Source organism: Arthrobacter sp. Sr33, assembly GCF_054511195.1.
Genome location: NZ_JBTNDD010000002.1, coordinates 154,276 through 175,129, shown reverse-complemented (window position 1 = coordinate 175,129; position 20,854 = coordinate 154,276). Strand labels below are relative to the sequence as shown.

Genomic DNA, 20,854 nt, shown 5'->3' with positions numbered 1-20,854 from the left:
TCGGAGTTTGCTGGATGCCTAATTTTGTAGGAAACCTACAAGCGAAATAAGAACTGGTGGCACTAATCTCAGTAAGTGACGGCACACTGTTGTCGATAACTAACAGGAAGAGTCACCATGCATCTGGAGAATCAGGCTCCCGCGGCCGCCGCTGTGGGTACTCCCACTCACGCCAGGCGCCGCTGGAGTGCCACAGATCTTTCGCTGATCGCGGTCTTCGCGGCCTTCGTGGCCGCTCTAGCAATCCTACCTGCTATCCCCGCCGGCCCGCTCGGGGTACCCCTGACCCTGCAGACTCTCGCCGTGATGGTGACCGGAATTGTCCTTGGACCCGGCCGAGGCTTCGCTGCAGTGGCACTGTATGTGGCGGTAGGCCTGGCTGGTCTGCCGATCTTCGCTGGCTTTTCGGGGGGCGTGGGTGTCCTCGCTGGCCCGTCGGCCGGCTACCTTCTGGCGTTCCCTCTTGCTGCACTCGTCGCCGGGTTCCTGGCCCGTCTCGTCCTGGCCCGGGTGCGCCGGTTCAGGTATGCCGCCCTGTTCGCAGCCTGCATGGTGACCAGCCTGCTGGTGGTCCACACCCTCGGGATTGCTGGCCTGATGATTAACGGCAAGCTGGACTTCGTGACCGCAATCCTCGCCGACGTGATCTACCTGCCCGGCGACGTGGTGAAGAACCTCGTTGCAGCAGCGATCGGGTTGAGTGTGCACCGGGCGTTCCCCCGGTTGATTGGTGCAGGCCGGAATGCTTCTGTGACGGCCACGTGAGCCGTCGGAGCAGCTAGCTGATGATCGTTTTCGAGGGTGCTGCGGTCAGCGTCGATGGCCCGGATGGTGCGCGACTGATTCTGGCGCCGCTGACGCTGGAGCTGTCCGAGCGTCGGATCTCGGTCATCGGCGCGAATGGGTCCGGGAAGTCGACTCTGTTGAAACTCATCAACGGGCTGATCCCTCCAACTGCCGGGAGCGTCCTGGTGGCAGGACTCGACACGGTCAAGGCCGGCCGGGCGGTCCGGCAGCGGGTGGGATTCGTGTTTACCGATCCCCTGTCCCAACTGGTGATGCCCACCGGGCTTGAGGATGTTGAGCTGTCGCTGCGGGCTCGGCTGCGCAACCCTACCGAACGGCGAACCGCGGCACTGGCTGTCCTGGAGCGGTTCGGGCTGGGGCCGCTGGCAGAGCAAAGCATCTACGACCTCTCCGGTGGGGAGCGGCAGCTAATGGCGCTAGCCACGGTCCTCGCCGTCGACCCGGCCATCCTGGTCGCAGACGAACCCACCACCCTGCTTGACCTCCGCAACGAGCGCCGGGTCCGCAGCGTGTTCCGCGGACTGGACCAACAGGTGGTCTTCACCACCCATGATCTCGACTTCGCCAGGGACAGCGACCGGGTGCTGGTCATCGACGCGGGACAGCTGGTGTTCGACGGCGACCCCGGCGCAGCGATCGACCACTACCGCCGGATGCATCTCGAGGCGGACCCGCTGCCGGAACACCGCCCATGAGGGGCCACGGCAGCCTGTTCGGCACCTACGTCGCCGGTGATTCGCTGCTCCACCGGACTCCCCTGTGGGTGAAAGGCCTTGCTGTACTGCTGCTGTCCACGAGCGTGCTGGTGGTAAACCTACTGGCGCTGACCGCCGTCGCATTTGGGCTGGTGGCAGTTGGCTACCTGATCGGTGCACGCCTGCCCCCGATCCACCTGTGGCGACCGCTGGTGCCGGTCTGGCCCATGCTCGTGATCCTCGGCGGCTACCAGATCATCGCTAACGGCCCGGAATCGGCCCTGCAGGTGGTGGGAAACATCACCACGTGCCTCCTCGCGGCCCGCCTGCTGACCCTGACCACCGAGGGCCAACGCCTCCTGGATGGGCTGGTCGCCCTCGCCGTCCCGTTTCGGCGGCTGGGCGCCGACCCCGAGCGGTTCGGCCTGACGCTTGCCCTGATGACCCGGAGCCTCCCGTATCTTGTGGGCTCGGTAGCGGACGTCCGGGACGCGGCAAAGGCCCGCGGTCTGGAACGGAACCCGCGGGCCCTGGTGATCCCGGTGGTGATCGGCGCTGTCGCCTACGCCCACCAGACCGGCGAGGCGCTGGCGGCCCGGGGTCTCGGGGAACCGAACGCTGCAGACCCCAGCGGACCGGCCCAAACCGGCTAGCGCAGCATGAACCGGCAGCCGCCCCACAAAACGGCTAGCGCAGCAGAAAACGGCAGGCGCCCCAGATATAACTGGGGCGCCTGCCGTTTTCTGCTGCGCTGGTCCTGGAATGTTGCGGTGGTCCGGGAATGCTGCGCACGTCCGGGAATGCTGCGCAGGAGCGTCCTAGATGTTGAAGCCGAGGGCCCGCATCTGGTCGCGGCCGTCGTCGGTGATCTTCTCGGGACCCCATGGTGGCATCCACACCCAGTTCAGGCGCCAGTCGTCCACGACGCCGTCGAGCGACAGCCCCACCTGCTCTTCGATGACGTCAGTCAGCGGGCACGCCGCCGTGGTGAGCGTCATGTCGATCAGCAGGGCGCCGTCGTCGGCGTACTTCAGGCCGTACAGGAGGCCAAGGTCAACGATGTTGACACCCAGCTCGGGGTCAATCACGTCCTTGAGGGCTTCCTCGACGTCGTCAAGCGCGGTCTGTCCCGCGTTCACTTCACTCATTGTTCTCTACCTTCTCGAAGTGTTACCGAGTTCACTTATTGCTGAGCCTAGGCGCCGGCTGTGGTGACAGCAGGAGCCGGGGACTGGGCGCCGAAGCGGTCGTAGCCTTCGGCCTCGAGGCGGTCGGCCAGCTCAGGCCCACCCTGTTCAGCAATCCTGCCGTCAACGAACACGTGGACGAAGTCCGGCTTGATGTAGCGCAGGATCCGGGTGTAGTGGGTGATCAACAGGGTACCCATTTCGCCCTTTGAATGCTCGCGGTTCACGCCTTCGGACACGACCTTCAGCGCATCGACGTCGAGGCCTGAGTCGGTCTCATCCAGGATGGCGAAGCGGGGCTTGAACAGCTCGAGCTGAAGAATTTCGACGCGCTTCTTCTCGCCGCCGGAGAAACCCTCGTTGACGTTGCGCTGGGCGAAGTCGGCGTCGATGCGCAGCTGCGACATCGCTTCCTTGACGTCCTTGGTCCAGTGACGCAGGCTCGGGGCCTTGCCATCGAGGGCAGTCTTCGCGGTCCGCAGGAAGTTGGTCATGGTGACGCCGGGTACCTCGACCGGATACTGCATGGCCAGGAACAGGCCGGCGCGGGCCCGCTCGTCGACGCTCATATCGAGGACGTCTTCGCCGTCGAGGGTGATGGATCCGCTGTCAACGAGGTACCGGGGGTGACCGGCAATCGTCGAGGCGAGGGTCGACTTGCCGGAACCGTTGGGGCCCATGATGGCGTGTGACTCGCCAGTGTTGATGGTCAGGCTGACCCCTTTGAGGATCTGCTTCCTGACCCCCTGCTCCGTCTCGATGCTGACGTGGAGGTCCTTGATTTCAAGGGTGGACATCTGTGGTTCTCCTTCGCGCCCTGCGTGGCAGGGAGTGCAGTAGGTGTTCGAGCTAAGTAGTCGAAAAGTGTGTGGTGGCTAGCCGAGGTCCGGGACAGCGGCACCGTTGGTGACGGTGGTGATGTCCACGTAGACCTCGTCGCCGTGAATTTCCAGGGCGAACACTGGGACAGGTTCATAGGCTGGCAGTTGCAGCGGGGCGCCGCTGCGCAGATCGAACTGCGATCCGTGTCCCCAGCATTCGATGACGCATCCTTCGACGTCCCCCTCGGAGAGGGAGATATCGGCATGCGAGCAGGTGTCCCCGAGAGCATGGATTGCACCCTCGGAGTCCTTCACCACAGCCACCGGATAGTCGTCGATCAGAATGCGCAGGGCCTGGCGGACCTCAATGTCGTTGACATTGCAGACCAGTTCGCCCTTCGGTGCGTCAGCCATCAGATGTTTCCTGCCGCGAGTTCCCGCTCCACGGCGTCGGTCAGCCGCTCCTCCAGGGCTGGCACCTTGATCTGCTGGATGACCTCGTTGAGGAAACCGCGGACCACCAGTCGGCGGGCGGTTTTCTCGTCGATGCCGCGAGCCATCAGGTAGAACAGGTGCTCGTCGTCGAACCGGCCGGTGGCGCTGGCGTGGCCTGCACCCTCGATGAGACCAGTTTCGATCTCCAGGTTCGGCACCGAGTCCGAGCGCGTCCCGTCAGTCAACAGGAGGTTTCGGTTCGTTTCGTACGTATCGGTCCCCTCCGCCTCCTTGCGGATCAGCACGTCGCCGACCCAGACGGTGTGAGCGTCCTGGCCCTGCAGGGCGCCCTTGTAGGTGACGCGGGATTTGCAGTTCGGGACGGCGTGGTCCACCAGGAGGCGCTGCTCAAGGTGCTGGCCTGCGTCGGCGAAGTACAGTCCGTACATCTCGACCTCGGACCCTGGTCCGGTGAAGAGCGACGACGGCGTCATCCGCACCAGGTCTCCGCCCAGGCTGATCACGACGTGCTTGAACTTCGCGTTCCGACCGATTTTGGCCTGCTGGGTGGAGGTGTGGACGGCGTCGTCGTCCCATTCCTGCACACTGACGACGGTGAGTTCAGCACCGTCGCCGACGACGATTTCGACGTTCTGCGCGAGGGTGGTCTTGCCGTGGTGATCGAGCACCACGACGGCCTTTGAGAACCGCTCCGCGGTGATGATCAGGTGCTGGGCTGCAGGGGCCTCATCGACGCCATTGATGGTGATCTGGATGTCGCTGTCCGCGATCGTCTCCACCGGGATGGTCACGACCGTGGCCTCAGTGAACGCTTCCCAGGCTGCGGCCGAGACCCGGTCATCGGGGATGGATGCGGAGCCGATGCGGGAGTCGTCGCGGCCGACGGTCTCCACCTGGATGTTGGTGGCGCCGGAAACCTCAACGGTGGGCCCCGAACCGGTCAGTGGCTGGTCGTGCAACCCGCGGAGACGCTTGAGCGGGGTGAACCGCCAGTCCTCTTCGCGGCCGTTCAGCGGTGCGAAGTCGGCCAGCCTGTAGGACTTGAGCCGCTCACCGCGGGATGCCTCGGGGATGACCGGGGCGTCGCCGTGGCTGTGCTTTTTCGCGCCATGCTGGTCGGTGCCCTCGTTGAAGGGGGAAAGGTTTTCCCCTTCTTCGGTGAAACCGTCGATGGCAATTTTCTCTTCGGACGCCGGAGCGTCTAATTGGGTAGCTTCAGCCATTATCAGCCTACTGCCCCTTCCATCTGGAGTTCGATCAGGCGGTTCAGTTCGAGGGCGTACTCCATGGGGAGTTCACGGGCGATGGGTTCGATGAACCCGCGCACGATCATGGCCATGGCCTCGTCCTCGGGCATGCCGCGCGACATCAGGTAGAACAACTGTTCCTCGCTGACGCGCGAGACGGTTGCCTCGTGGCCCATGGTGACGTCGTCCTCGCGGATGTCCACGTACGGGTAGGTGTCGGACCGGGAGATCGTGTCCACCAGCAGGGCGTCACAGCGCACAGTGTTCGCCGAATGCGTGGCACCCTCGCGGACCTGGACCAGCCCGCGGTAGGCGGCCCGTCCACCGCCCCTGGCAACCGACTTGGAGATGATCGATGATTTGGTGTTCGGTGCGATGTGCACCATCTTCGAACCGGTGTCCTGGTGCTGACCCTCGCCGGCGAAAGCAATGGACAGGGTCTCGCCCTTGGCGTGCTCCCCTACCAGGTAGACGGCCGGGTACTTCATGGTGACCTTCGAGCCAATGTTGCCGTCAACCCACTCCATGGTGGCGCCCTCGTGGGCGATAGCCCGCTTGGTGACCAGGTTGTACACGTTGTTCGACCAGTTCTGGATGGTGGTGTAGCGGACGCGGGCGTCCTTCTTCACCACGATCTCGACGACAGCCGAGTGCAGGGAGTCCGACGTGTAGATCGGGGCGGTGCAACCTTCGATGTAGTGCACGTAGGAGCCCTCATCGGCGATGATGAGGGTCCGCTCGAACTGGCCCATGTTCTCCGTGTTGATCCGGAAGTAGGCCTGCAGTGGGATCTCAACGTGAACGCCGGGTGGCACGTAGACGAAGGAGCCGCCGGACCAGACGGCCGTGTTCAGCGATGCGAACTTGTTGTCGCCCACCGGGATGATCGAGCCGAAGTACTCCTCGAAGAACTCGGGGTGTTCCTTCAGCGCAGTGTCGGTGTCCATGAAGATGACACCCTGGCGTTCGAGCTCCTCGTTGATCTGGTGGTAGACCACCTCGGACTCGTACTGGGCCGCCACGCCTGAGACCAGGCGGTTACGCTCTGCCTCGGGGATACCGAGCTTCTCGTAGGTGTTCTTGATGTCTTCGGGGAGTTCTTCCCAGCTGCCAGCCTGCTTCTCGGTGGAGCGCACGAAGTATTTGATGTTGTCGAAGTCAATGCCCGACAGGTCAGCACCCCAGGCGGGCATGGGCTTCCGGTCGAAGTACTTGAGGCCTTTCAGGCGCAGGTCAAGCATCCATTGGGGCTCGTCCTTCTTGGCCGAGATGTCGCGGACGACCTCTTCGCTGAGTCCGCGTTTGGCGTTGGCGCCGGCGTCGTTCTTATCCGACCAGCCGAAAGCATAGTTACCGATGCCTTCGAGCTCCGGATTGCGCTCCAGGATGTCACTGATTACTGCTTCCGGAACGGCTGGCTCAGCCATTGTCTTCTGGTCTACTTGATCCGTCATCACGGCCTTTCATGCTGATGGTTGGATACGGTCGGTTCTAGCCCGGGGATGTCAGTCCCGGCGGGGGCCGGTATTACCCGGCCCACAGGTATGTGGGTGGTGCAGACGTGGCCGCCGCGCGCCAGCGTGGACAGCCGGCGTACGTCGACGCCGAGCAGCCGGGAGAATACTTCGGTCTCCTGGTCACAGAACGAGGGAAAATCGGCGGCGAGCTCCTGCACCGGGCAGTGACCCTGGCAGAGCTGGACCGCCAGCATGGCAGCGTTCGGGGCGTTCCGCCCGACAACCGTGGTGGACCCCACGAACCCGTCCGCGGTCAGTGCTCCGGCCAGCGCACGGGCGCGGTCTTCGAGGTCGGGGCCGGCGGCTTCCACCAGGGGGCGGTACCGGGTTTCCATCTCGGCGAAGCGGGTCCGGGCGAACTCGTCGACGGCGTCGGGACCGGCGACCAGTTGGAGCTGCGTCAGAGCCGCCTTGGCGATGGACAGGTAGTCGGTGCCCAGCTCGGTCTGCCCGCGCTGGCTCAGCACGTACCTGCGGGCCGGCCGGCCCGCTCCCGAAGAGGGGTTGCCGACCAGTTTCACTTCGATGAGCTGTTTGCGGGACAGGGCATCAAGGTGGCGTCGGACGGCCGCCGGGGTGAACCCCAGGCGTTCACCGAGTTCAGCCGCGCTGACCGGGCCGTGTTCGAGGACCGCGGCGAGCACCTTGCTGCGGGTCCGGTCCTCGACCTCACTGGGCCTGGAACCGTTGGGGCGGGAGCTGTTGGGCCGGGAGTCATTTGGCTGGGAGCCATTTGGGCGCGCCTCAGCCGGGAAGGTGCTGGCTGGGGATGAATTGCTCATGTCGCCTCCTCCGGAATCCGCGGCACAGATTTATGCCCACAGAATAGACAACACAATCATGTCCTAATCTGTTCCCCACTGCCAGTAAGGCGAGGCTATCCGAAGGGCGGTTCCGCACGGGAAGGCACAGCTACTACATGCCGTAGAATAATTGAGTGCCAAACCCCTCTCCCGCGCTGGAAGTTGAAGCGCTCGTCAAGGACTTTGGACCCGTTTCCGCGCTCGACGGCAAGATGGTCAGGGTGCTCGACGGCGTCCACCTTCGAGCCTACCCCGGGCAGGTCACGGCGCTCCTCGGCGCGAATGGTGCCGGCAAGACCACCACCCTCGAATGCGCGCAGGGTTTGCAGCGCCCCAACGGTGGGACGGTCAGGCTACTCGGTGAGAACCCGTTCAACGCCGGAGCGGCGCTTCGCAGCAGAGTCGGAGTGATGCTGCAGGAAGGTGGGCTCCCGCCGTCGGCCCGGCCGCTGGCCCTGCTCAACCATGTGGCGGCCATGTACGGCGCACCCCGCCCGGTGGCCGAGCTTGCCGACCGGTTGGGCATCAACTCCTACGCCACCACGGGCATCCGACGGCTCTCCGGCGGCCAGAAACAGCGGCTCGCCCTCGCCTGCGCGCTGATCGGCAACCCCGAGGTGCTCTTCCTGGACGAGCCCAGCGCAGGACTGGATCCGCAGTCACGCACCATCGTGTTCGACCTGATCCGTGAACTCCGCGCTGAGGGGCTGGCCATCATCCTCACCACCCACCTGCTCGACGACGCCCAGAAGCTCGCCGATTATGTCTACATTCTCGACACGGGCCGCACCGTCACCCACGGCACCGTCGCTGACCTGACCGCCGACGACGCCGGCGACACGTACCGGGATCTCCGCTTCCAGGCCGCCCCAGGCCTCGGCCTCCCGGCCGGCGCGTTTCCGGCGCTCAGCTTTAGGGAAACCGATCCCGGCCGCTATTCGGTGGCTGGCTGCTTCACCCCCGCCGACCTGGCAGGACTTGCACGGTGGTGGGAAGAGGCCGGCGTCCTGCCCCTGTCCATCAGCATGCAACCCCGGTCCCTCGAAGACGTGTTCCTCGACATCTCCGGACGGGAAATCCGATGAGCACTGCCGCTCCGCTGGCTAAACGCATCCTCCTGCAGGGCCGCTACGAGGCGCTGTCCATGCTCCGCAACGGGGAACAACTGGTCCTGGCCATTGCGTTGCCCCTGCTCGGTCTGGTGGTCCTGGTCCTGACGCCGTTCCTTGACGGGATGGCGGACAGCCGAATCGACGCAGCGACCCCGGGCATCATTGCGCTCTGTGCCATGTCCACTGCCTTCACCGGGCAGGGCATCGCTACCGGCTTCGACCGCCGCTACGGCGTGCTGCGGTTCCTGTCCACTACTCCCCTGGGTAAACCAGGGCTGATCCTGGGGAAGGTGCTCGGCGTCGTCGTCGTCCTGGCAGTCCAGCTGGTGGTCATCGGTACCGTTGCGGTCCTGCTGGGATGGCGCCCGGATGCTGCGGGGATGCTGCCTGGGCTGGTGCAACTGATCGTCGGCGCTGCGGCATTCACAGCCCTGGGCCTCCTGGTGGCTGGAACCCTCCGGCCGGAGGCGACGCTTGCCGTGACCAACCTGGTGTGGATCCTGCTGGCCGTGGCCGGCGGTATTGTGCTCCCCGGGACGCTGCTGCCCGATGCCATGCGGCCGTTCGTTGACATCCTGCCGTCCTCGGCGCTGGGCGACGGACTACGGTCGGCGCTCATCGACGGGGCCTTCAACCTTCCTGCGTTCCTTATCCTCGCGGCGTGGGCCTTCCTGTCCAGCCTCGCCGCCATCCGCTGGTTCAAATGGAGTTAGCACACATGACACACCCTGCACCCACCGGCTGGAGCCGTCTCACAGCGAAACTCCCCCGCACCAACTCGCGGTCCGTTCGCGGTCTGGCCCTCGCCTCGCTGATCTCCCAGATCATGATCGTGGTGACCGGCGGTGCCGTGCGGCTCACGGCCTCAGGATTGGGCTGCCCTGAGTGGCCCAGGTGCACCGCCACGTCAATCGTCAATACACCGGAGATGGGCATCCACGGGGTGATCGAGTTCGGCAACCGGCTGCTGACCTTCGTGTTGACAGCCATTGCGATCGCCATGGTGGTATCCCTCTGGAATCTGCGCAAGGAACGCAAGGACCTGTTCCGGCTCGCCATCGCGCTGGCCGCAGGCATCCCCGCGCAGGCTATCCTCGGCGGCATCACGGTGCTGACCCAGCTCAACCCCTGGGTGGTCGGCTGGCATTTCATCGTCTCGATGGTTCTGATTGTCCTTGCCACGGTGCTGGTCAACCGGGCACGGATCACCACCGCGCAGGCGGCAACGTCGGCCGCGCCGCTGGGATCACGGCTGCTGCGTCAGATCCTGACCGCTGCGGCAGTGCTGACAGCCATCACGGTCTTCCTCGGAGTGATCGTCACCGGATCCGGCCCGCACGCCGGTGACGCTGGCGCCGCCCGGAACAACCTCGACCCCGACCTCATGACCCGGATCCACGCGGCGCCGGTCTATCTGCTGGTACTCACGGTCGCCGTCGCGCTGGTGCTGGTGTACCGCGAGTCGGCAGCGTCACGACTCAGGACATCGGTGGTGATCCTCGCCGCGGTGGTTCTTGCCCAGGGCGCCCTCGGCTACCTGCAGCACTTCCTGCACCTGCCCGTCGTGCTGGTGGCCCTGCATATGCTCGGAGCATCAGTGCTGACGGCGGCCATGGCCAACAGCGTCTATTTGGCGGCAAGCCGCCAGGAGCGGGCCACACTGGAATCCGACGACCACGGTGTCGCCTCGGAGCCCGCGGGCTTCAGAGACGACCGGTAACCTCAAGCGCGTCGATCAGGCGTGCCAGGTCGCGCTGCTCACTACCCGGCACGGGTAATACCGGCAGCCGCGGGTCCCCGGCGTCGATGCCACACGCTTTCGCCAGTGAATGAAGCCCGCTCAGCTTCCGCAGCCGCAGGACGGCCTGCACCACCGGCAGCAGAAGCTTCCGCGACTCAGCAATCCGGGCACCATCCCCACTGACTACCGCCGCCCGAAACTCGGTGTAGGCGCGGGGAAGCAGCGCCGCGGGACCGGTATGCCAGGCGTCCGCTGCGATATCGCCCGAGGCGATCAGCAGGTCCCCGCTCAGCCCATGGCTGAACGGCTGGCTGGTCAGTGACCGCAACCGGTCGTAGCGCTGCCGGAAGGACACCACGTCGGTGGCAGTGTCCTTGAACGCCTGCACATTGGGGAGGTCAAGGAGTTCGGCGACCAGTTCCAGGTCGTAGTGGAACTGGGTGGTGCCGGGGTTGTTGTAAAGGCAGATCGGCAAGGACGTGACCTCGCAGACGGCAGCGGTCTGGGTCGCCACCTCATCGTTGTTCAACGGCACATAAGACACCGGTGAGAGCACCACACCTGAGGCTCCGGCGCGCTCGGCGTCCCGGGCGGCGTCGAGCACTTCCCTCGTCCCCACCGAGCTGATCCCCACCACGACGGGAACGCCGGACTCCTGGGCGGCGTCGACGGCGGTCGAGGCGACCTGCGATCGTTCAGCGGCGCTGAGGTAGGCGAAACTACCCGAGGAGCCCAGCACCGCTATGGCATCCACCCCCGAGGACGCGAGGGAGGACACCAGCGACGCCAGCTCGGGGAAGTTGATGTCACCGTTCCCGTGAAAGGGAGTGACTGGATACGCGATTAGACCGTTGAACACCATGTGCTCATGCTAGTCGTACCCACTGGTTAGAAGACCGGGCCGCCGATGAACGGATCGATGGCCAGCGCGAGGAACACTACGGTGAGGTAGCTGATCGAGCCGTGGAACACCTTCATGGAACCCTTGTCAGTGACCGTGCCGCGCACCGCAGAGGTGTGGAGCTTGTGGGTTTCCGACAGGAACCAGATACCGGCGGCGAGGGCCGCGACGGTGAATACCCAGCCCGCCCCGCCCACGGGGATGAGCAGCAGTGAGCAGGCGACCGTCGCGTAGGCGTAGAGGACCACCTGGACGGACACAACGCGGGCACCGGCGATCGCGCCCAGCATCGGCACCTTGGCCGCGTTGTAATCGTCGCTGTACTTCATGGAGAGCGGCCAGTAGTGCGGCGGCGTCCACAGGAAAATGATGAGGAAGAGGACCACGGCTGGCCACTCAATGGTGTTCGTGACAGCGGCCCAGGCAATCAGTACCGGCATGCAGCCAGCGGCTCCGCCCCAGACAATGTTCTGCGGCGTGCGGCGTTTCAGAATCAGCGAGTAGACGACCACGTAGAAGAAGATGGCTGCCACGCCGAGACCAGCGGTCAAGGGGTTGGCGCCGAACCACAGCAGGGCAATAGCGGCAACGCCGAGCACCCAGGAAAAGATCAGGGCTTCGCGGGGGGAAACCTCACCGGTGACCAGCGGCCGCTTCTCGGTGCGGTGCATCACCTTGTCGATGTCGCGGTCAATGTAACAGTTGAACGAACCGGCGCTGCCGGCGGCCAGTGCGCCACCGACCATGGTCGAAATCATCAGCCAGACACCGGGTAGTCCGCCCTGGGCGAAGATCATGGTTGGCAGTGTGGTGACCAGCAGCAGCTCGATCACGCGAGGCTTGGTCAGAGCGAGATAGGCCTTGGCCTTGCGTTTGAAACCCGTACTGGTGCCCGTTGTGCTGGCAAGGCCCGGATCCTGCTCGGTCTTCACGAGGTAACACTGCCGTTTCTGCTGGGGGGAAAGTCCTCTCTCATCATACCGTCCCCTCCCTCCCAGATTTTACAGACTGTAGAAGTAACCTCGCCGGATGCGCCCCAGAGACTCGTCACGTCACGATGTGAACCACAAATTTGAAAACCGGCCCAAGACGATAGGGTTGACCCTAATGCCCAGCCCGTTTCCGCCGGTAAAATGGTGGCCGCGGGGCGTGGGTAGCCAGAATGCAGGTTTTTACAACGGTGAACGGCCAGTTGTTCCGGTGCGCAAAGACGGCGATCGCCAGTCCCACAGGGCGCCGCGGCGCTGGCCGTGGAGCACAGAGAGGGGCTGAGGTTTCGTGCCGCAGCTTGATACGCAAGAACTGACCTGGACCGAACTGGACACGCGTGCGGTGGATACCGTCCGGGTGTTGGCAGCAGACGCTGTGGAGAAGGTGGGAAACGGCCACCCCGGCACGGCTATGAGCCTGGCGCCCGCGGCCTACCTGCTGTTCCAGAAACTAATCCGGCATGACCCCTCCCAGCCTGAGTGGACCGGCCGCGACCGGTTTGTGCTGTCGCCGGGCCACACCTCCCTGACCCTTTACATCCAGCTCTTCCTCTCCGGGTACGGACTGGAACTCGAGGACCTCCAGTCCCTGCGGACCTGGGGCTCGAAAACCCCCGGCCACCCGGAATACCGCCACACCGCCGGCGTCGAAATCACCACCGGACCGCTGGGTCAGGGCCTAGCCTCGGCAGTCGGGTTCGCCTTCGCCCAGCGCCGGATGCGCGGCATGATGGATCCCGATACCGCCGCCGGCGAAAGCCCATTCGACCACACCATCTGGGTGATCGCGTCCGACGGCGACCTCCAGGAGGGTGTCACGGCTGAAGCCTCGTCGCTGGCCGGACACCAGGAGCTCGGCAATCTGGTGGTCCTCTACGACGAGAACCACATCTCCATCGAAGACGACACCGACATCGCGTTCACTGAGGACGTACTCGGGCGCTACGAGGCCTACGGCTGGCATGTCCAGCGCGTTGACTGGACCAAGACCGGCGACTATGTCGAAGACGTCCAGGAACTGTACAACGCCCTGACAGCGGCACGGGACGAGACGTCCAGGCCCTCGATCGTGTCACTGCGGACCATCATTGGCTGGCCGGCACCGACGAAGCAGAACACCGGCAAGATCCACGGTTCGGCCCTCGGCGCAGACGAGGTGGCAGCCCTCAAGGAGACCCTCGGCCTCGATCCGGCCAAGCACTTCGACGTCGCCCCCGAGGTGTTGGACCACGCCCGGCAGGTCAGCGACCGCGGGCAGGCGCTGCGCTCCGAATGGGACCAATCATTTGGCGCCTGGCAGCAGGCCAACCCCGAGAACGCCAAGCTCCTCGACCGGATCGCCTCCCGGACCCTCCCGGCCAACTGGGATGACGCCCTGCCCGAATTTGAGGCGGGCAAGGACATGTCTACGCGGGCCGCATCCGGCAAAGTGCTCTCAGCCATTGGCCCGGTGCTCCCGGAACTGTGGGGTGGCTCGGCCGACCTAGCAGAATCGAACAATACGACGATCGAGGGGTCGCCGTCGTTCATCCCCGAGGGCAAGCAGACCGACACCTGGCAGGGCAACCCGTACGGCCGGGTGCTGCACTTCGGGATCCGCGAGCATGCGGCAGCCGCGATCGTCAACGGCATCGTGATGCACAGCAGCACCCGGGCGTTCTCCGGCACCTTCCTGATCTTCAGCGACTACCAGCGTCCGGCCGTCCGGTTGGGCGCACTCATGGGGGTCCCGTCCATCTATGTCTGGACCCACGACTCCATCGGCCTGGGCGAAGACGGTCCCACCCACCAGCCGGTGGAGCAATTGGCCGCCCTGCGCGCAATTCCAGGGCTCGACGTCGTCCGCCCGGGTGATGCCAACGAGGTGGCCGTCGCCTGGCGCACCATCCTCGAAAACACCGAGAACCCGGCGGGGATCGTCCTGACCCGGCAGAACATTCCCACCTATGCACGCGGCACCGGTGCAGCTGACGGCGACACCTTCGGCTCAGCCGAAGGCGCAGCCAAGGGTGCCTACATCCTCGCCGAAGCGACCGGCGGCACCCCCGATGTCATCCTGATCGGCACCGGCTCGGAGGTTCAGCTGGCTGTTGAGGCACGCGAAACACTGCAGGCGGAGGGCATCGCTGCCCGCGTCGTTTCGATGCCGAGCCTTGAATGGTTCAACCGCCAGGACGAGACCTACCGTGAATCGGTGCTTCCCGGCACCGTCAAGGCGCGGGTTTCCGTGGAGGCCGGGGTGGCCCTCGGCTGGCGCGAACTCATTGGCGATGCCGGCAGGTCAGTGTCCCTGGAACACTTCGGTGCATCCGCTGATTACAAGCGGCTGTTCAACGAATTCGGCATCACCGCCGACGCCGTCGTCCAGGCAGCCCGCGACTCCATCGCTGTTGCAGGCGACCACCGGGCACCCAACGGCACGCCGGCGTGGTCCGGCCCCGCATCATCCGAAACCGGCGACCAGCAGTAACAGCCGACAATTCAAGGAGATCCACCATGACTTCAACACCCACATCAGACCTTTCCGCGGCCGGCGTATCGATCTGGCTCGATGACCTTTCACGGGAGCGCATCAACTCGGGCGCCTTCAAGCACCTGATCGAGGAACGCAACGTGGTTGGCGTCACCACCAACCCCAGCATCTTCGCCGCGGCACTGCAGCAGGGCGAGTCCTACGCGACCCAGGTCGAGGCGTTGGCTGCAGCCAACATCCCCGTCAATGACGCTGTCTTCGACATCACCACCCACGACGTCGCCCAGGCCTGCGACATTTTCGGCGCAGCAGCCAAGAGCACCGGCGGCGTCGACGGTCGCGTGTCCATCGAGGTTGACCCCCGGTTGTCCCGGGATACCGAGGGCACCATCGCCGAGGCTAAGCGCCTCCACGCCAAGGTGCAGCGATCAAATGTCCTGATCAAGATCCCCGCCACCGTCGAGGGGCTCGAAGCAATTGCGTGCACCCTCGCCGCAGGGATCAGCGTCAACGTCACCCTGATCTTCTCCCTGGAGCGCTACCGGGCTGTGATCAACGCCTTCATGCTCGGCATCGAGCAGGCGAAGGAAAACGGGTTTGACCTCTCGACCATCCACTCGGTCGCATCCTTCTTCGTGTCCCGCGTGGACAGCGAGATCGACAAGCGTCTGGACGGCATCGGGACCGACGAAGCCGCAGCGTTGAAAGGCAAGGCAGGGTTGGCGAACGCCCGGCTCGCCTACCAGGTGTACGAGGAGCTGTTCGAGACGGAGCGGTGGGAAGTTCTCGCTGCCGCGGGAGCCCGGCGGCAGCGTCCCCTGTGGGCATCCACCGGGGTCAAGGACCCGGCACTACCTGACACCCTGTACGTCACCGAACTGGTGGCACCCGGCGTCGTCAACACCATGCCCGAAAAAACGCTTGAGGCGACGGCGGACCACGGGGTGATCACCGGCGATACGATCACCGGAACGTACGACGACGCCAACTCAGTGCTGAACAGCCTCGAAAACATCGGGATCTCCTATCTTGAGGTAGTTGAGCAGCTCGAGGTCGAAGGCCTCGAGAAGTTTGTGACCAGCTGGAACGAGCTACTCGAAACAGTTCAGACCGCACTGGATACGGCAAGGGGTTAATGACAATGAGTTCCATGACGCTCGCAGCGGCTGGCGCTGCACTCGAAGCGATTGACCGTGTTACCGGCACCCTCGTCGAGGATCAGGTGGCATCACGACTGATGGCGGAGGACCCTACCCTGTGGGGTCACGACGCCGAGTCGGAAGCGGCCGTCAGGCTGGGCTGGGTTGACCTTGTCGAGGCTTCCCGCGGCCTCGTCCCGGGCATCATGGAACTGCGGGCCACCCTGCACGCCGAGGGTGTCAGCCGGATCGTCCTGTGCGGAATGGGCGGATCCTCCCTCGCCCCCGAGGTGATCACCCGGACCGCCGGTGTGGAGCTGACAGTGCTCGACTCAACCGACCCGGATCAGGTGCGCCGGACGGTGGAGGACCGGTTGGCCGAGACGGCTGTCGTGGTGTCGTCCAAGTCGGGTTCGACCGTCGAAACTGACTCGCAGCGGAGGATCTTCGAGGCAGCGTTCACTGCCGCCGGCATTGATCCGCTCACCCGGGTGGTTATCGTGACCGACCCGGGATCACCGCTGGACGGTTCAGCCCGCGAGGCCGGCTACCGCGCGGTCTTCAACGCCAACCCGAATGTTGGCGGCAGGTATTCGGCGCTCACCGCTTTCGGTCTGGTGCCATCGGGCCTAGCCGGCGTCGACCTCGACGCCCTCCTCGACGCAGCCGAGGAAACCGCCGAGTTCCTGGGCGACGACGACCCGACCAACATTGGGTTGCGGCTCGGCGCGGTGTTGGGCGCCACCAACCCGCTGCGGGACAAGATCGTCTTCGCCGATGAGGCGTCAGGCATTCCCGGTCTGGCCGACTGGGCCGAGCAGCTGATCGCGGAATCCACCGGCAAGCTCGGCACCGGGGTGCTCCCGGTCGTCGCCGAGGAGGGTGCTCCGGAGATTGTTACCGCCGCCGACGACGTCCTCACCGTCCGCCTGACCGCGCCCGACGCCGACGTGGAGCCGGTTGGGAACCAGGTGACCGTGAGCGGGAGCCTCGGCAGCCAGCTTCTCGTGTGGGAGTTCGCTACAGCAGTGGCAGGGCGACTGTTGGGCATCAACCCCTTCGACCAGCCCGATGTTGAGGCGGCGAAGGTTGCGGCGCGGGGGTTGCTCGACGAACAGCCCGAAACTGCGCCGGCCAACTTCGTGGACGGCGCAGTCGAGATTCGCGCCGACAGTGGTCTGCTGGGTGAGGCGAGCACCCTCGGTGATGCGTTGCAGCGCCTCTTCTCCAGCCTGGCGCCGGACGGCTACCTGTCGGTCCAGGCTTACCTGGACCGGTCCGAGCAGGCCTCGTTGGAGGGCATCAGGTCACCGCTGGCCTCGCTCACCTCCCGGCCGGTCACGTTCGGCTGGGGCCCGCGTTTCCTGCATTCCACCGGTCAGTTCCACAAGGGCGGCCCGGCACAGGGCGTTTTCCTGTCCATCACCGGTGCAGCAGCCGAGGATCTGGCCATCCCGGACCGTCCGTTCACCTTCGGGGAACTGATCACCGCCCAGGCAGCGGGCGACGCCCAGGTTCTCGCCGGCAAGGGACGTCCCGTCCTTCGTCTCCATCTCGCTGACCGCGCCGTGGGCCTTGAACAGCTCAGCCAGGTGATTACCCACCTTTCGGGCGGGGCTGCCGGCCAGCGGGCAACCACTGAAAGCGGTACCGCATAGTGCACGATTCTGCAGAGGCCCGGCCGGCTAACCCGCTGCGGGATCCCCGCGACCGGCGGTTGAACCGCATCGCCGGACCATCCGCCCTGGTGCTTTTCGGCGTTACCGGCGACCTCGCCCGTAAAAAGCTCATGCCGGCGATCTACGATCTCGCCAACCGTGGCTTGCTGCCCCCCAGTTTCGCCCTCATCGGGTTCGGCCGCCGGGAGTGGGACGATGAGCGGTTCATTGAGGAGGTGCGGGAAGCCGTCACCCAGTATTCGCGCACCCCGTTCGATGAGACGGTCTGGGAACAGCTCTCGGCAGGCATCAGGTTTGTGCAGGGCAATTTCGACGACGACGACGCCTTCGGCCGCCTCGAAGTGACCCTGGCCGAACTGGACTCCAGCCGCGGCACCCGCGGCAACCATGCGTTCTACCTGTCCATCCCCCCGAAGGACTTCGAGCTGGTGTGCCAGAAGCTCTCCGAGCACGGCCTGGCGCAGCCCGGCGAGGGACAGTGGCGGCGGGTGGTGATCGAGAAGCCGTTCGGCCACAACCTGCAGTCGGCCCGTGAGCTGAATAGGGTTGTTGAGCAGGTGTTCCCACCGGACGCCGTGTTCAGGATTGACCATTACCTTGGCAAGGAGACGGTCCAGAACATCCTTGCTCTCCGGTTCGCCAACCAGCTCTTCGAACCGTTGTGGAACGCCAAATATGTTGACCACGTGCAGATCACCATGGCCGAGGATATTGGCATCGGCAGCCGGGCCGGGTATTACGACGGCGTCGGGGCGGCCCGCGACGTCATCCAGAACCACCTGCTGCAGCTGTTGGCGCTCACCGCGATGGAAGAACCGATTTCCTTCAACGCCAATGATCTGCGGGCCGAAAAGGAAAAGGTCCTCGCAGCCGTCAAGTTGCCGGACGACCTGTCTGGGTCCTCAGCGCGCGGTCAGTACGACGCGGGCTGGCAGGGCGGGGAGCAGGTCAAGGGTTTCCTTGAGGAGGAGGGCATTCCGAAGCACTCCACTTCCGAAAGTTTTGCGGCCATCCGGCTGGACATTCACACCCGGAGGTGGAGCGGCGTACCGTTCTACCTTCGGGCCGGTAAGCGCCTGGGACGCCGGGTGACCGAGATCGCCGTCGTCTTCAAGCGCGCACCGAACCTTTTGTTCAGGGACCACGCCGAGGATGACTTTGGCCAGAACGCCGTGGTGATCAGGGTGCAACCGGATGAGGGCGCCACGATCAGGTTTGGCTCCAAGGTGCCGGGCACCCAGATGGAGGTCAGGGACGTCACGATGGACTTTGGCTACGGCCACTCCTTCACCGAATCCAGCCCTGAAGCCTACGAGCGGCTCATCCTCGATGTTCTGCTGGGTGAGCCACCCCTGTTCCCGCGGCACGAAGAAGTCGAACTGTCCTGGAAGATCCTCGACCCGTTCGAGGAGTACTGGGCGGCCCTTGGGGACCAGCCGGAAAAGTATGTCCCGGGAAGTTGGGGCCCAGCGTCAGCTGACGAGCTCCTCGCGCGCGATGGAAGGACGTGGCGCAGGCCATGATCGTTGAACTGCCGGACACCACCACGTCGAAAGTGTCCAAGGAGATCATGACCCTGCGGGACAAGGGCGGGGTCGTTGCCCTGGGCCGGGTCCTCACCCTGGTGGTGGTGACCAGCTCCGGTAACGAGGAGGATGCGATCCTCGCCGCGAACCTGGCCAGCCGGGAACACCCTTGCCGGATTATCGTGCTCGCCCTCGGATCCGCTGCCGAAGCTACCCGACTCGACGCCCAGATTCGGGTGGGCGGGGACGCGGGTGCCTCCGAGGTGATCGTCCTCAAGGGGTATGGGCAACTCGCCGAGGAAAACGAGTCCCTCGTCTCAGCGCTGCTCCTGCCCGACGCCCCCATCGTGGCCTGGTGGCCGCACGGTGCTCCGGCCGACGCGGCCCGCACCTCGATCGGGAGCATCGCCCATCGCCGGATTACGGATTCGGCCAATGAGCCAGATCCGGTGGGCGCACTGTCAACCATCCGTGAAACCTATACGGCGGGTGACACCGATCTGGCCTGGACCCGGCTCACCAACTGGCGAATCCAGCTCGCGGCAGTCCTCGACCAGCTGGATGCCTCCCCCATCACCGCCGTCACGGTGGAGGGGGCCGAGGATTCGCCGAGCACGGTGCTCCTCGCCGCATGGCTCACCCTGGCGCTCGACTCCCCCGTGACCATCGCTGCGGGGCCCGCCGGGACCGGACTCCGCCGGGTAAGGCTCTCCCGGCCCGCCGGGGACGTCGAACTGAACCGGCCCCACGCCGCAATTGCTGAACTGTACCAACCAGGCCAGCCCGTGCAGCGGATTTCGTTGCCGCGGCGCAGCCTGCAAGACTGTCTCGCAGAAGAGCTCCGCCGACTCGACCCGGATGAGGTATTCGGCGAGGTCATCACGGAGGGGCTCGCACGGACCAACCTAAGGAGTGTGCGTCCCAGTGAACGCTGACCCCAAAGTAAGTATCCACCCCGATTCAACCCTGCTCGCGGCCACCGTTGCCGCCCGTCTGATCACCAGACTGGTTGACGTCCAGAACGAACGCGGCTCCGCCACCGTCGTGCTGACCGGTGGGTCCCTCGGTACTGCGACACTTGCCGCGGTCGCTGCGTCACCGGCGTGCTCGGCGGTGGATTGGAGCAGGGTCGATTTCTGGTGGGGAGACGAACGGTTCCTCAGTGCCTCGGACCCGGACCGCAACGCGGTACAGGCGCGGCAGGCGCTGCTGGGCAAGTTGGGCCTCGCCGAATCCCAGATTCATGAGTTCGGCTCCAGCGATGATTTCCCCGATCAGGATGCGGCTGCAGCCGACTATGCGACTCGGCTACTCGACGCCGCAGCGGCTGAACAGGACCTGGCGGGCGACGCCGACGGTCAGGATGGCCGGCTCCCCCGGTTCGATGTGCTGCTCCTCGGCGTGGGTCCGGACGCTCACATCGCGTCGCTGTTCCCTGAAATGCCCGGAATCCGCACCAAGGAGCAGACCGTTGTGGGTGTCGCTGACGCACCTAAACCGCCGGCACTGAGGATGTCGCTAACCCTTGAGGCGGTCAATTCGGCCGAGGAGGTCTGGATTGCTGCGGGTGGCCAGGACAAGGCTGGCGCTGTCGGACTTGCACTGGCCGGCGCGGGCCCCGCACAGGTTCCCGCGTCCGGAGCCCGGGGGCGGCGTAAGACACTCTGGCTGATCGATCAGGAAGCCGCAGCGCAGCTTCCTGATCGGCTCATTGAAAGCAACGACCCCGACGACGAGGACAGTGTCGACTAGAACGGCAAC

The 20,854-nt window shown here is 65.0% G+C and carries 20 protein-coding genes; 12 read left to right on the top strand and 8 right to left on the bottom strand.

The genetic code is table 11. The features are described 5' to 3' along the window. Positions 1–117 precede the first annotated feature (117 nt). From ACX80T_RS03690 to ACX80T_RS03680, 3 genes are read left to right on the top strand one after another with little or no spacing between them, the layout of a single operon-like run. The gene (locus tag ACX80T_RS03690) at positions 118–765 is read left to right on the top strand and encodes a biotin transporter BioY (protein WP_459303731.1); all 648 of its coding nucleotides are present in this window, start codon (positions 118–120) and stop codon (positions 763–765) included. Between the two features lie 20 nt (positions 766–785). Then, the gene (locus ACX80T_RS03685) at positions 786–1,502 is read left to right on the top strand and encodes an energy-coupling factor ABC transporter ATP-binding protein (RefSeq protein WP_459303730.1); all 717 of its coding nucleotides are present in this window, start codon (positions 786–788) and stop codon (positions 1,500–1,502) included. Further along, the gene (locus tag ACX80T_RS03680; protein ID WP_116777765.1) at positions 1,499–2,155 is read left to right on the top strand and encodes an energy-coupling factor transporter transmembrane component T family protein; all 657 of its coding nucleotides are present in this window, start codon (positions 1,499–1,501) and stop codon (positions 2,153–2,155) included. Before ACX80T_RS03685 ends, ACX80T_RS03680 begins: the two co-directional genes overlap by 4 nt. A gap of 165 nt (positions 2,156–2,320) precedes the next feature. Here the strand turns inward: ACX80T_RS03680 and ACX80T_RS03675 are convergent, their stop codons facing one another. From ACX80T_RS03675 to ACX80T_RS03650, 6 genes are all read right to left on the bottom strand, one after another. Next, positions 2,321–2,650 (bottom strand): metal-sulfur cluster assembly factor, encoded by a 330-nt coding sequence (locus ACX80T_RS03675; protein WP_019483812.1) that lies wholly within the window; start codon positions 2,648–2,650, stop codon positions 2,321–2,323. Positions 2,651–2,697: 47 nt separating this feature from the next. Beyond that, the gene (sufC, locus tag ACX80T_RS03670; protein ID WP_019483811.1) at positions 2,698–3,486 is read right to left on the bottom strand and encodes a Fe-S cluster assembly ATPase SufC; all 789 of its coding nucleotides are present in this window, start codon (positions 3,484–3,486) and stop codon (positions 2,698–2,700) included. Between the two features lie 78 nt (positions 3,487–3,564). Continuing rightward, positions 3,565–3,924, bottom strand: a complete 360-nt coding sequence (locus ACX80T_RS03665; RefSeq protein WP_019483810.1) for a non-heme iron oxygenase ferredoxin subunit — start codon at positions 3,922–3,924, stop codon at positions 3,565–3,567. Beyond that, positions 3,924–5,189: a Fe-S cluster assembly protein SufD gene (gene sufD / locus ACX80T_RS03660; RefSeq protein WP_459303729.1), complete on the bottom strand. Its 1,266-nt coding sequence runs from the start codon at positions 5,187–5,189 to the stop codon at positions 3,924–3,926. The genes ACX80T_RS03665 and sufD overlap by 1 nt, the downstream gene beginning before the upstream one ends. A gap of 2 nt (positions 5,190–5,191) precedes the next feature. Next, positions 5,192–6,667: a Fe-S cluster assembly protein SufB gene (sufB, locus tag ACX80T_RS03655; RefSeq protein ID WP_019483808.1), complete on the bottom strand. Its 1,476-nt coding sequence runs from the start codon at positions 6,665–6,667 to the stop codon at positions 5,192–5,194. Then, complete coding sequence (locus ACX80T_RS03650) at positions 6,667–7,512, bottom strand: helix-turn-helix transcriptional regulator (protein ID WP_019483807.1); 846 nt, start codon at positions 7,510–7,512, stop codon at positions 6,667–6,669. The genes sufB and ACX80T_RS03650 overlap by 1 nt, the downstream gene beginning before the upstream one ends. Before the next feature lie 155 nt (positions 7,513–7,667). On the opposite strand from ACX80T_RS03650, the gene ACX80T_RS03645 reads away from it, so the two are divergent. Genes ACX80T_RS03645 through ACX80T_RS03635 form a run of 3 tightly spaced genes read left to right on the top strand, consistent with a single transcriptional unit; the run spans position 7,668 to position 10,365 of the window. Next, complete coding sequence (locus ACX80T_RS03645; RefSeq protein ID WP_019483806.1) at positions 7,668–8,618, top strand: ABC transporter ATP-binding protein; 951 nt, start codon at positions 7,668–7,670, stop codon at positions 8,616–8,618. Beyond that, positions 8,615–9,358, top strand: a complete 744-nt coding sequence (locus tag ACX80T_RS03640) for an ABC transporter permease (protein WP_024477360.1) — start codon at positions 8,615–8,617, stop codon at positions 9,356–9,358. Before ACX80T_RS03645 ends, ACX80T_RS03640 begins: the two co-directional genes overlap by 4 nt. A gap of 5 nt (positions 9,359–9,363) precedes the next feature. Then, positions 9,364–10,365 (top strand): COX15/CtaA family protein, encoded by a 1,002-nt coding sequence (locus ACX80T_RS03635; RefSeq protein WP_019483804.1) that lies wholly within the window; start codon positions 9,364–9,366, stop codon positions 10,363–10,365. Here the strand turns inward: ACX80T_RS03635 and ACX80T_RS03630 are convergent. After that, positions 10,349–11,248, bottom strand: a complete 900-nt coding sequence (locus ACX80T_RS03630) for a dihydrodipicolinate synthase family protein (RefSeq protein ID WP_024477361.1) — start codon at positions 11,246–11,248, stop codon at positions 10,349–10,351. The two genes, ACX80T_RS03635 and ACX80T_RS03630, sit on opposite strands and share 17 nt — an antisense overlap. 26 nt (positions 11,249–11,274) lie before the next feature. Further along, entirely contained in the window at positions 11,275–12,219 is a 945-nt protein-coding gene (locus ACX80T_RS03625; protein WP_019483802.1) for a heme o synthase, read from the bottom strand. A gap of 346 nt (positions 12,220–12,565) precedes the next feature. Here ACX80T_RS03625 and tkt point away from each other — a divergent pair, with 346 nt between their 5' ends. Genes tkt through pgl form a run of 6 tightly spaced genes read left to right on the top strand, consistent with a single transcriptional unit; the run spans position 12,566 to position 20,845 of the window. Continuing rightward, a complete protein-coding gene (gene tkt, locus ACX80T_RS03620) occupies positions 12,566–14,746 on the top strand; it encodes a transketolase (protein WP_459303728.1) in 2,181 nt (726 codons plus the stop codon). 26 nt (positions 14,747–14,772) lie between these two features. Beyond that, positions 14,773–15,885 carry a transaldolase gene (tal, locus tag ACX80T_RS03615; protein ID WP_019483800.1) on the top strand — a complete coding sequence of 371 codons (1,113 nt, stop codon included), beginning with the start codon at positions 14,773–14,775 and terminating at the stop codon, positions 15,883–15,885. A gap of 5 nt (positions 15,886–15,890) precedes the next feature. Continuing rightward, complete coding sequence (locus tag ACX80T_RS03610) at positions 15,891–17,546, top strand: glucose-6-phosphate isomerase (RefSeq protein WP_459303727.1); 1,656 nt, start codon at positions 15,891–15,893, stop codon at positions 17,544–17,546. After that, positions 17,546–19,090 carry a glucose-6-phosphate dehydrogenase gene (zwf, locus tag ACX80T_RS03605; protein WP_019483798.1) on the top strand — a complete coding sequence of 515 codons (1,545 nt, stop codon included), beginning with the start codon at positions 17,546–17,548 and terminating at the stop codon, positions 19,088–19,090. The genes ACX80T_RS03610 and zwf overlap by 1 nt, the downstream gene beginning before the upstream one ends. Continuing rightward, positions 19,087–20,028 (top strand): glucose-6-phosphate dehydrogenase assembly protein OpcA, encoded by a 942-nt coding sequence (locus ACX80T_RS03600; RefSeq protein ID WP_024476732.1) that lies wholly within the window; start codon positions 19,087–19,089, stop codon positions 20,026–20,028. The genes zwf and ACX80T_RS03600 overlap by 4 nt, the downstream gene beginning before the upstream one ends. Continuing rightward, positions 20,018–20,845 (top strand): 6-phosphogluconolactonase, encoded by an 828-nt coding sequence (pgl, locus tag ACX80T_RS03595; RefSeq protein WP_019483796.1) that lies wholly within the window; start codon positions 20,018–20,020, stop codon positions 20,843–20,845. Before ACX80T_RS03600 ends, pgl begins: the two co-directional genes overlap by 11 nt. Positions 20,846–20,854 lie beyond the last annotated feature (9 nt).

What these genes read in the sequence shown, in the direction of transcription:
- ACX80T_RS03685 (WP_459303730.1), top strand. Translation starts at nt 786, where the DNA reads ATGATCGTTTTCGAGGGTGCTGCGGTCAGCGTCGATGGCCCGGATGGT.
- ACX80T_RS03650 (WP_019483807.1), bottom strand. Translation starts at nt 7,512, where the DNA reads ATGAGCAATTCATCCCCAGCCAGCACCTTCCCGGCTGAGGCGCGCCCA.
- sufB (WP_019483808.1), bottom strand. Translation starts at nt 6,667, where the DNA reads ATGACGGATCAAGTAGACCAGAAGACAATGGCTGAGCCAGCCGTTCCG.
- ACX80T_RS03690 (WP_459303731.1), top strand. Translation starts at nt 118, where the DNA reads ATGCATCTGGAGAATCAGGCTCCCGCGGCCGCCGCTGTGGGTACTCCC.
- ACX80T_RS03600 (WP_024476732.1), top strand. Translation starts at nt 19,087, where the DNA reads ATGATCGTTGAACTGCCGGACACCACCACGTCGAAAGTGTCCAAGGAG.
- ACX80T_RS03665 (WP_019483810.1), bottom strand. Translation starts at nt 3,924, where the DNA reads ATGGCTGACGCACCGAAGGGCGAACTGGTCTGCAATGTCAACGACATT.
- ACX80T_RS03680 (WP_116777765.1), top strand. Translation starts at nt 1,499, where the DNA reads ATGAGGGGCCACGGCAGCCTGTTCGGCACCTACGTCGCCGGTGATTCG.
- ACX80T_RS03640 (WP_024477360.1), top strand. Translation starts at nt 8,615, where the DNA reads ATGAGCACTGCCGCTCCGCTGGCTAAACGCATCCTCCTGCAGGGCCGC.
- ACX80T_RS03635 (WP_019483804.1), top strand. Translation starts at nt 9,364, where the DNA reads ATGACACACCCTGCACCCACCGGCTGGAGCCGTCTCACAGCGAAACTC.
- sufD (WP_459303729.1), bottom strand. Translation starts at nt 5,189, where the DNA reads ATGGCTGAAGCTACCCAATTAGACGCTCCGGCGTCCGAAGAGAAAATT.
- ACX80T_RS03610 (WP_459303727.1), top strand. Translation starts at nt 15,891, where the DNA reads ATGAGTTCCATGACGCTCGCAGCGGCTGGCGCTGCACTCGAAGCGATT.
- ACX80T_RS03630 (WP_024477361.1), bottom strand. Translation starts at nt 11,248, where the DNA reads ATGGTGTTCAACGGTCTAATCGCGTATCCAGTCACTCCCTTTCACGGG.
- sufC (WP_019483811.1), bottom strand. Translation starts at nt 3,486, where the DNA reads ATGTCCACCCTTGAAATCAAGGACCTCCACGTCAGCATCGAGACGGAG.
- tal (WP_019483800.1), top strand. Translation starts at nt 14,773, where the DNA reads ATGACTTCAACACCCACATCAGACCTTTCCGCGGCCGGCGTATCGATC.
- ACX80T_RS03675 (WP_019483812.1), bottom strand. Translation starts at nt 2,650, where the DNA reads ATGAGTGAAGTGAACGCGGGACAGACCGCGCTTGACGACGTCGAGGAA.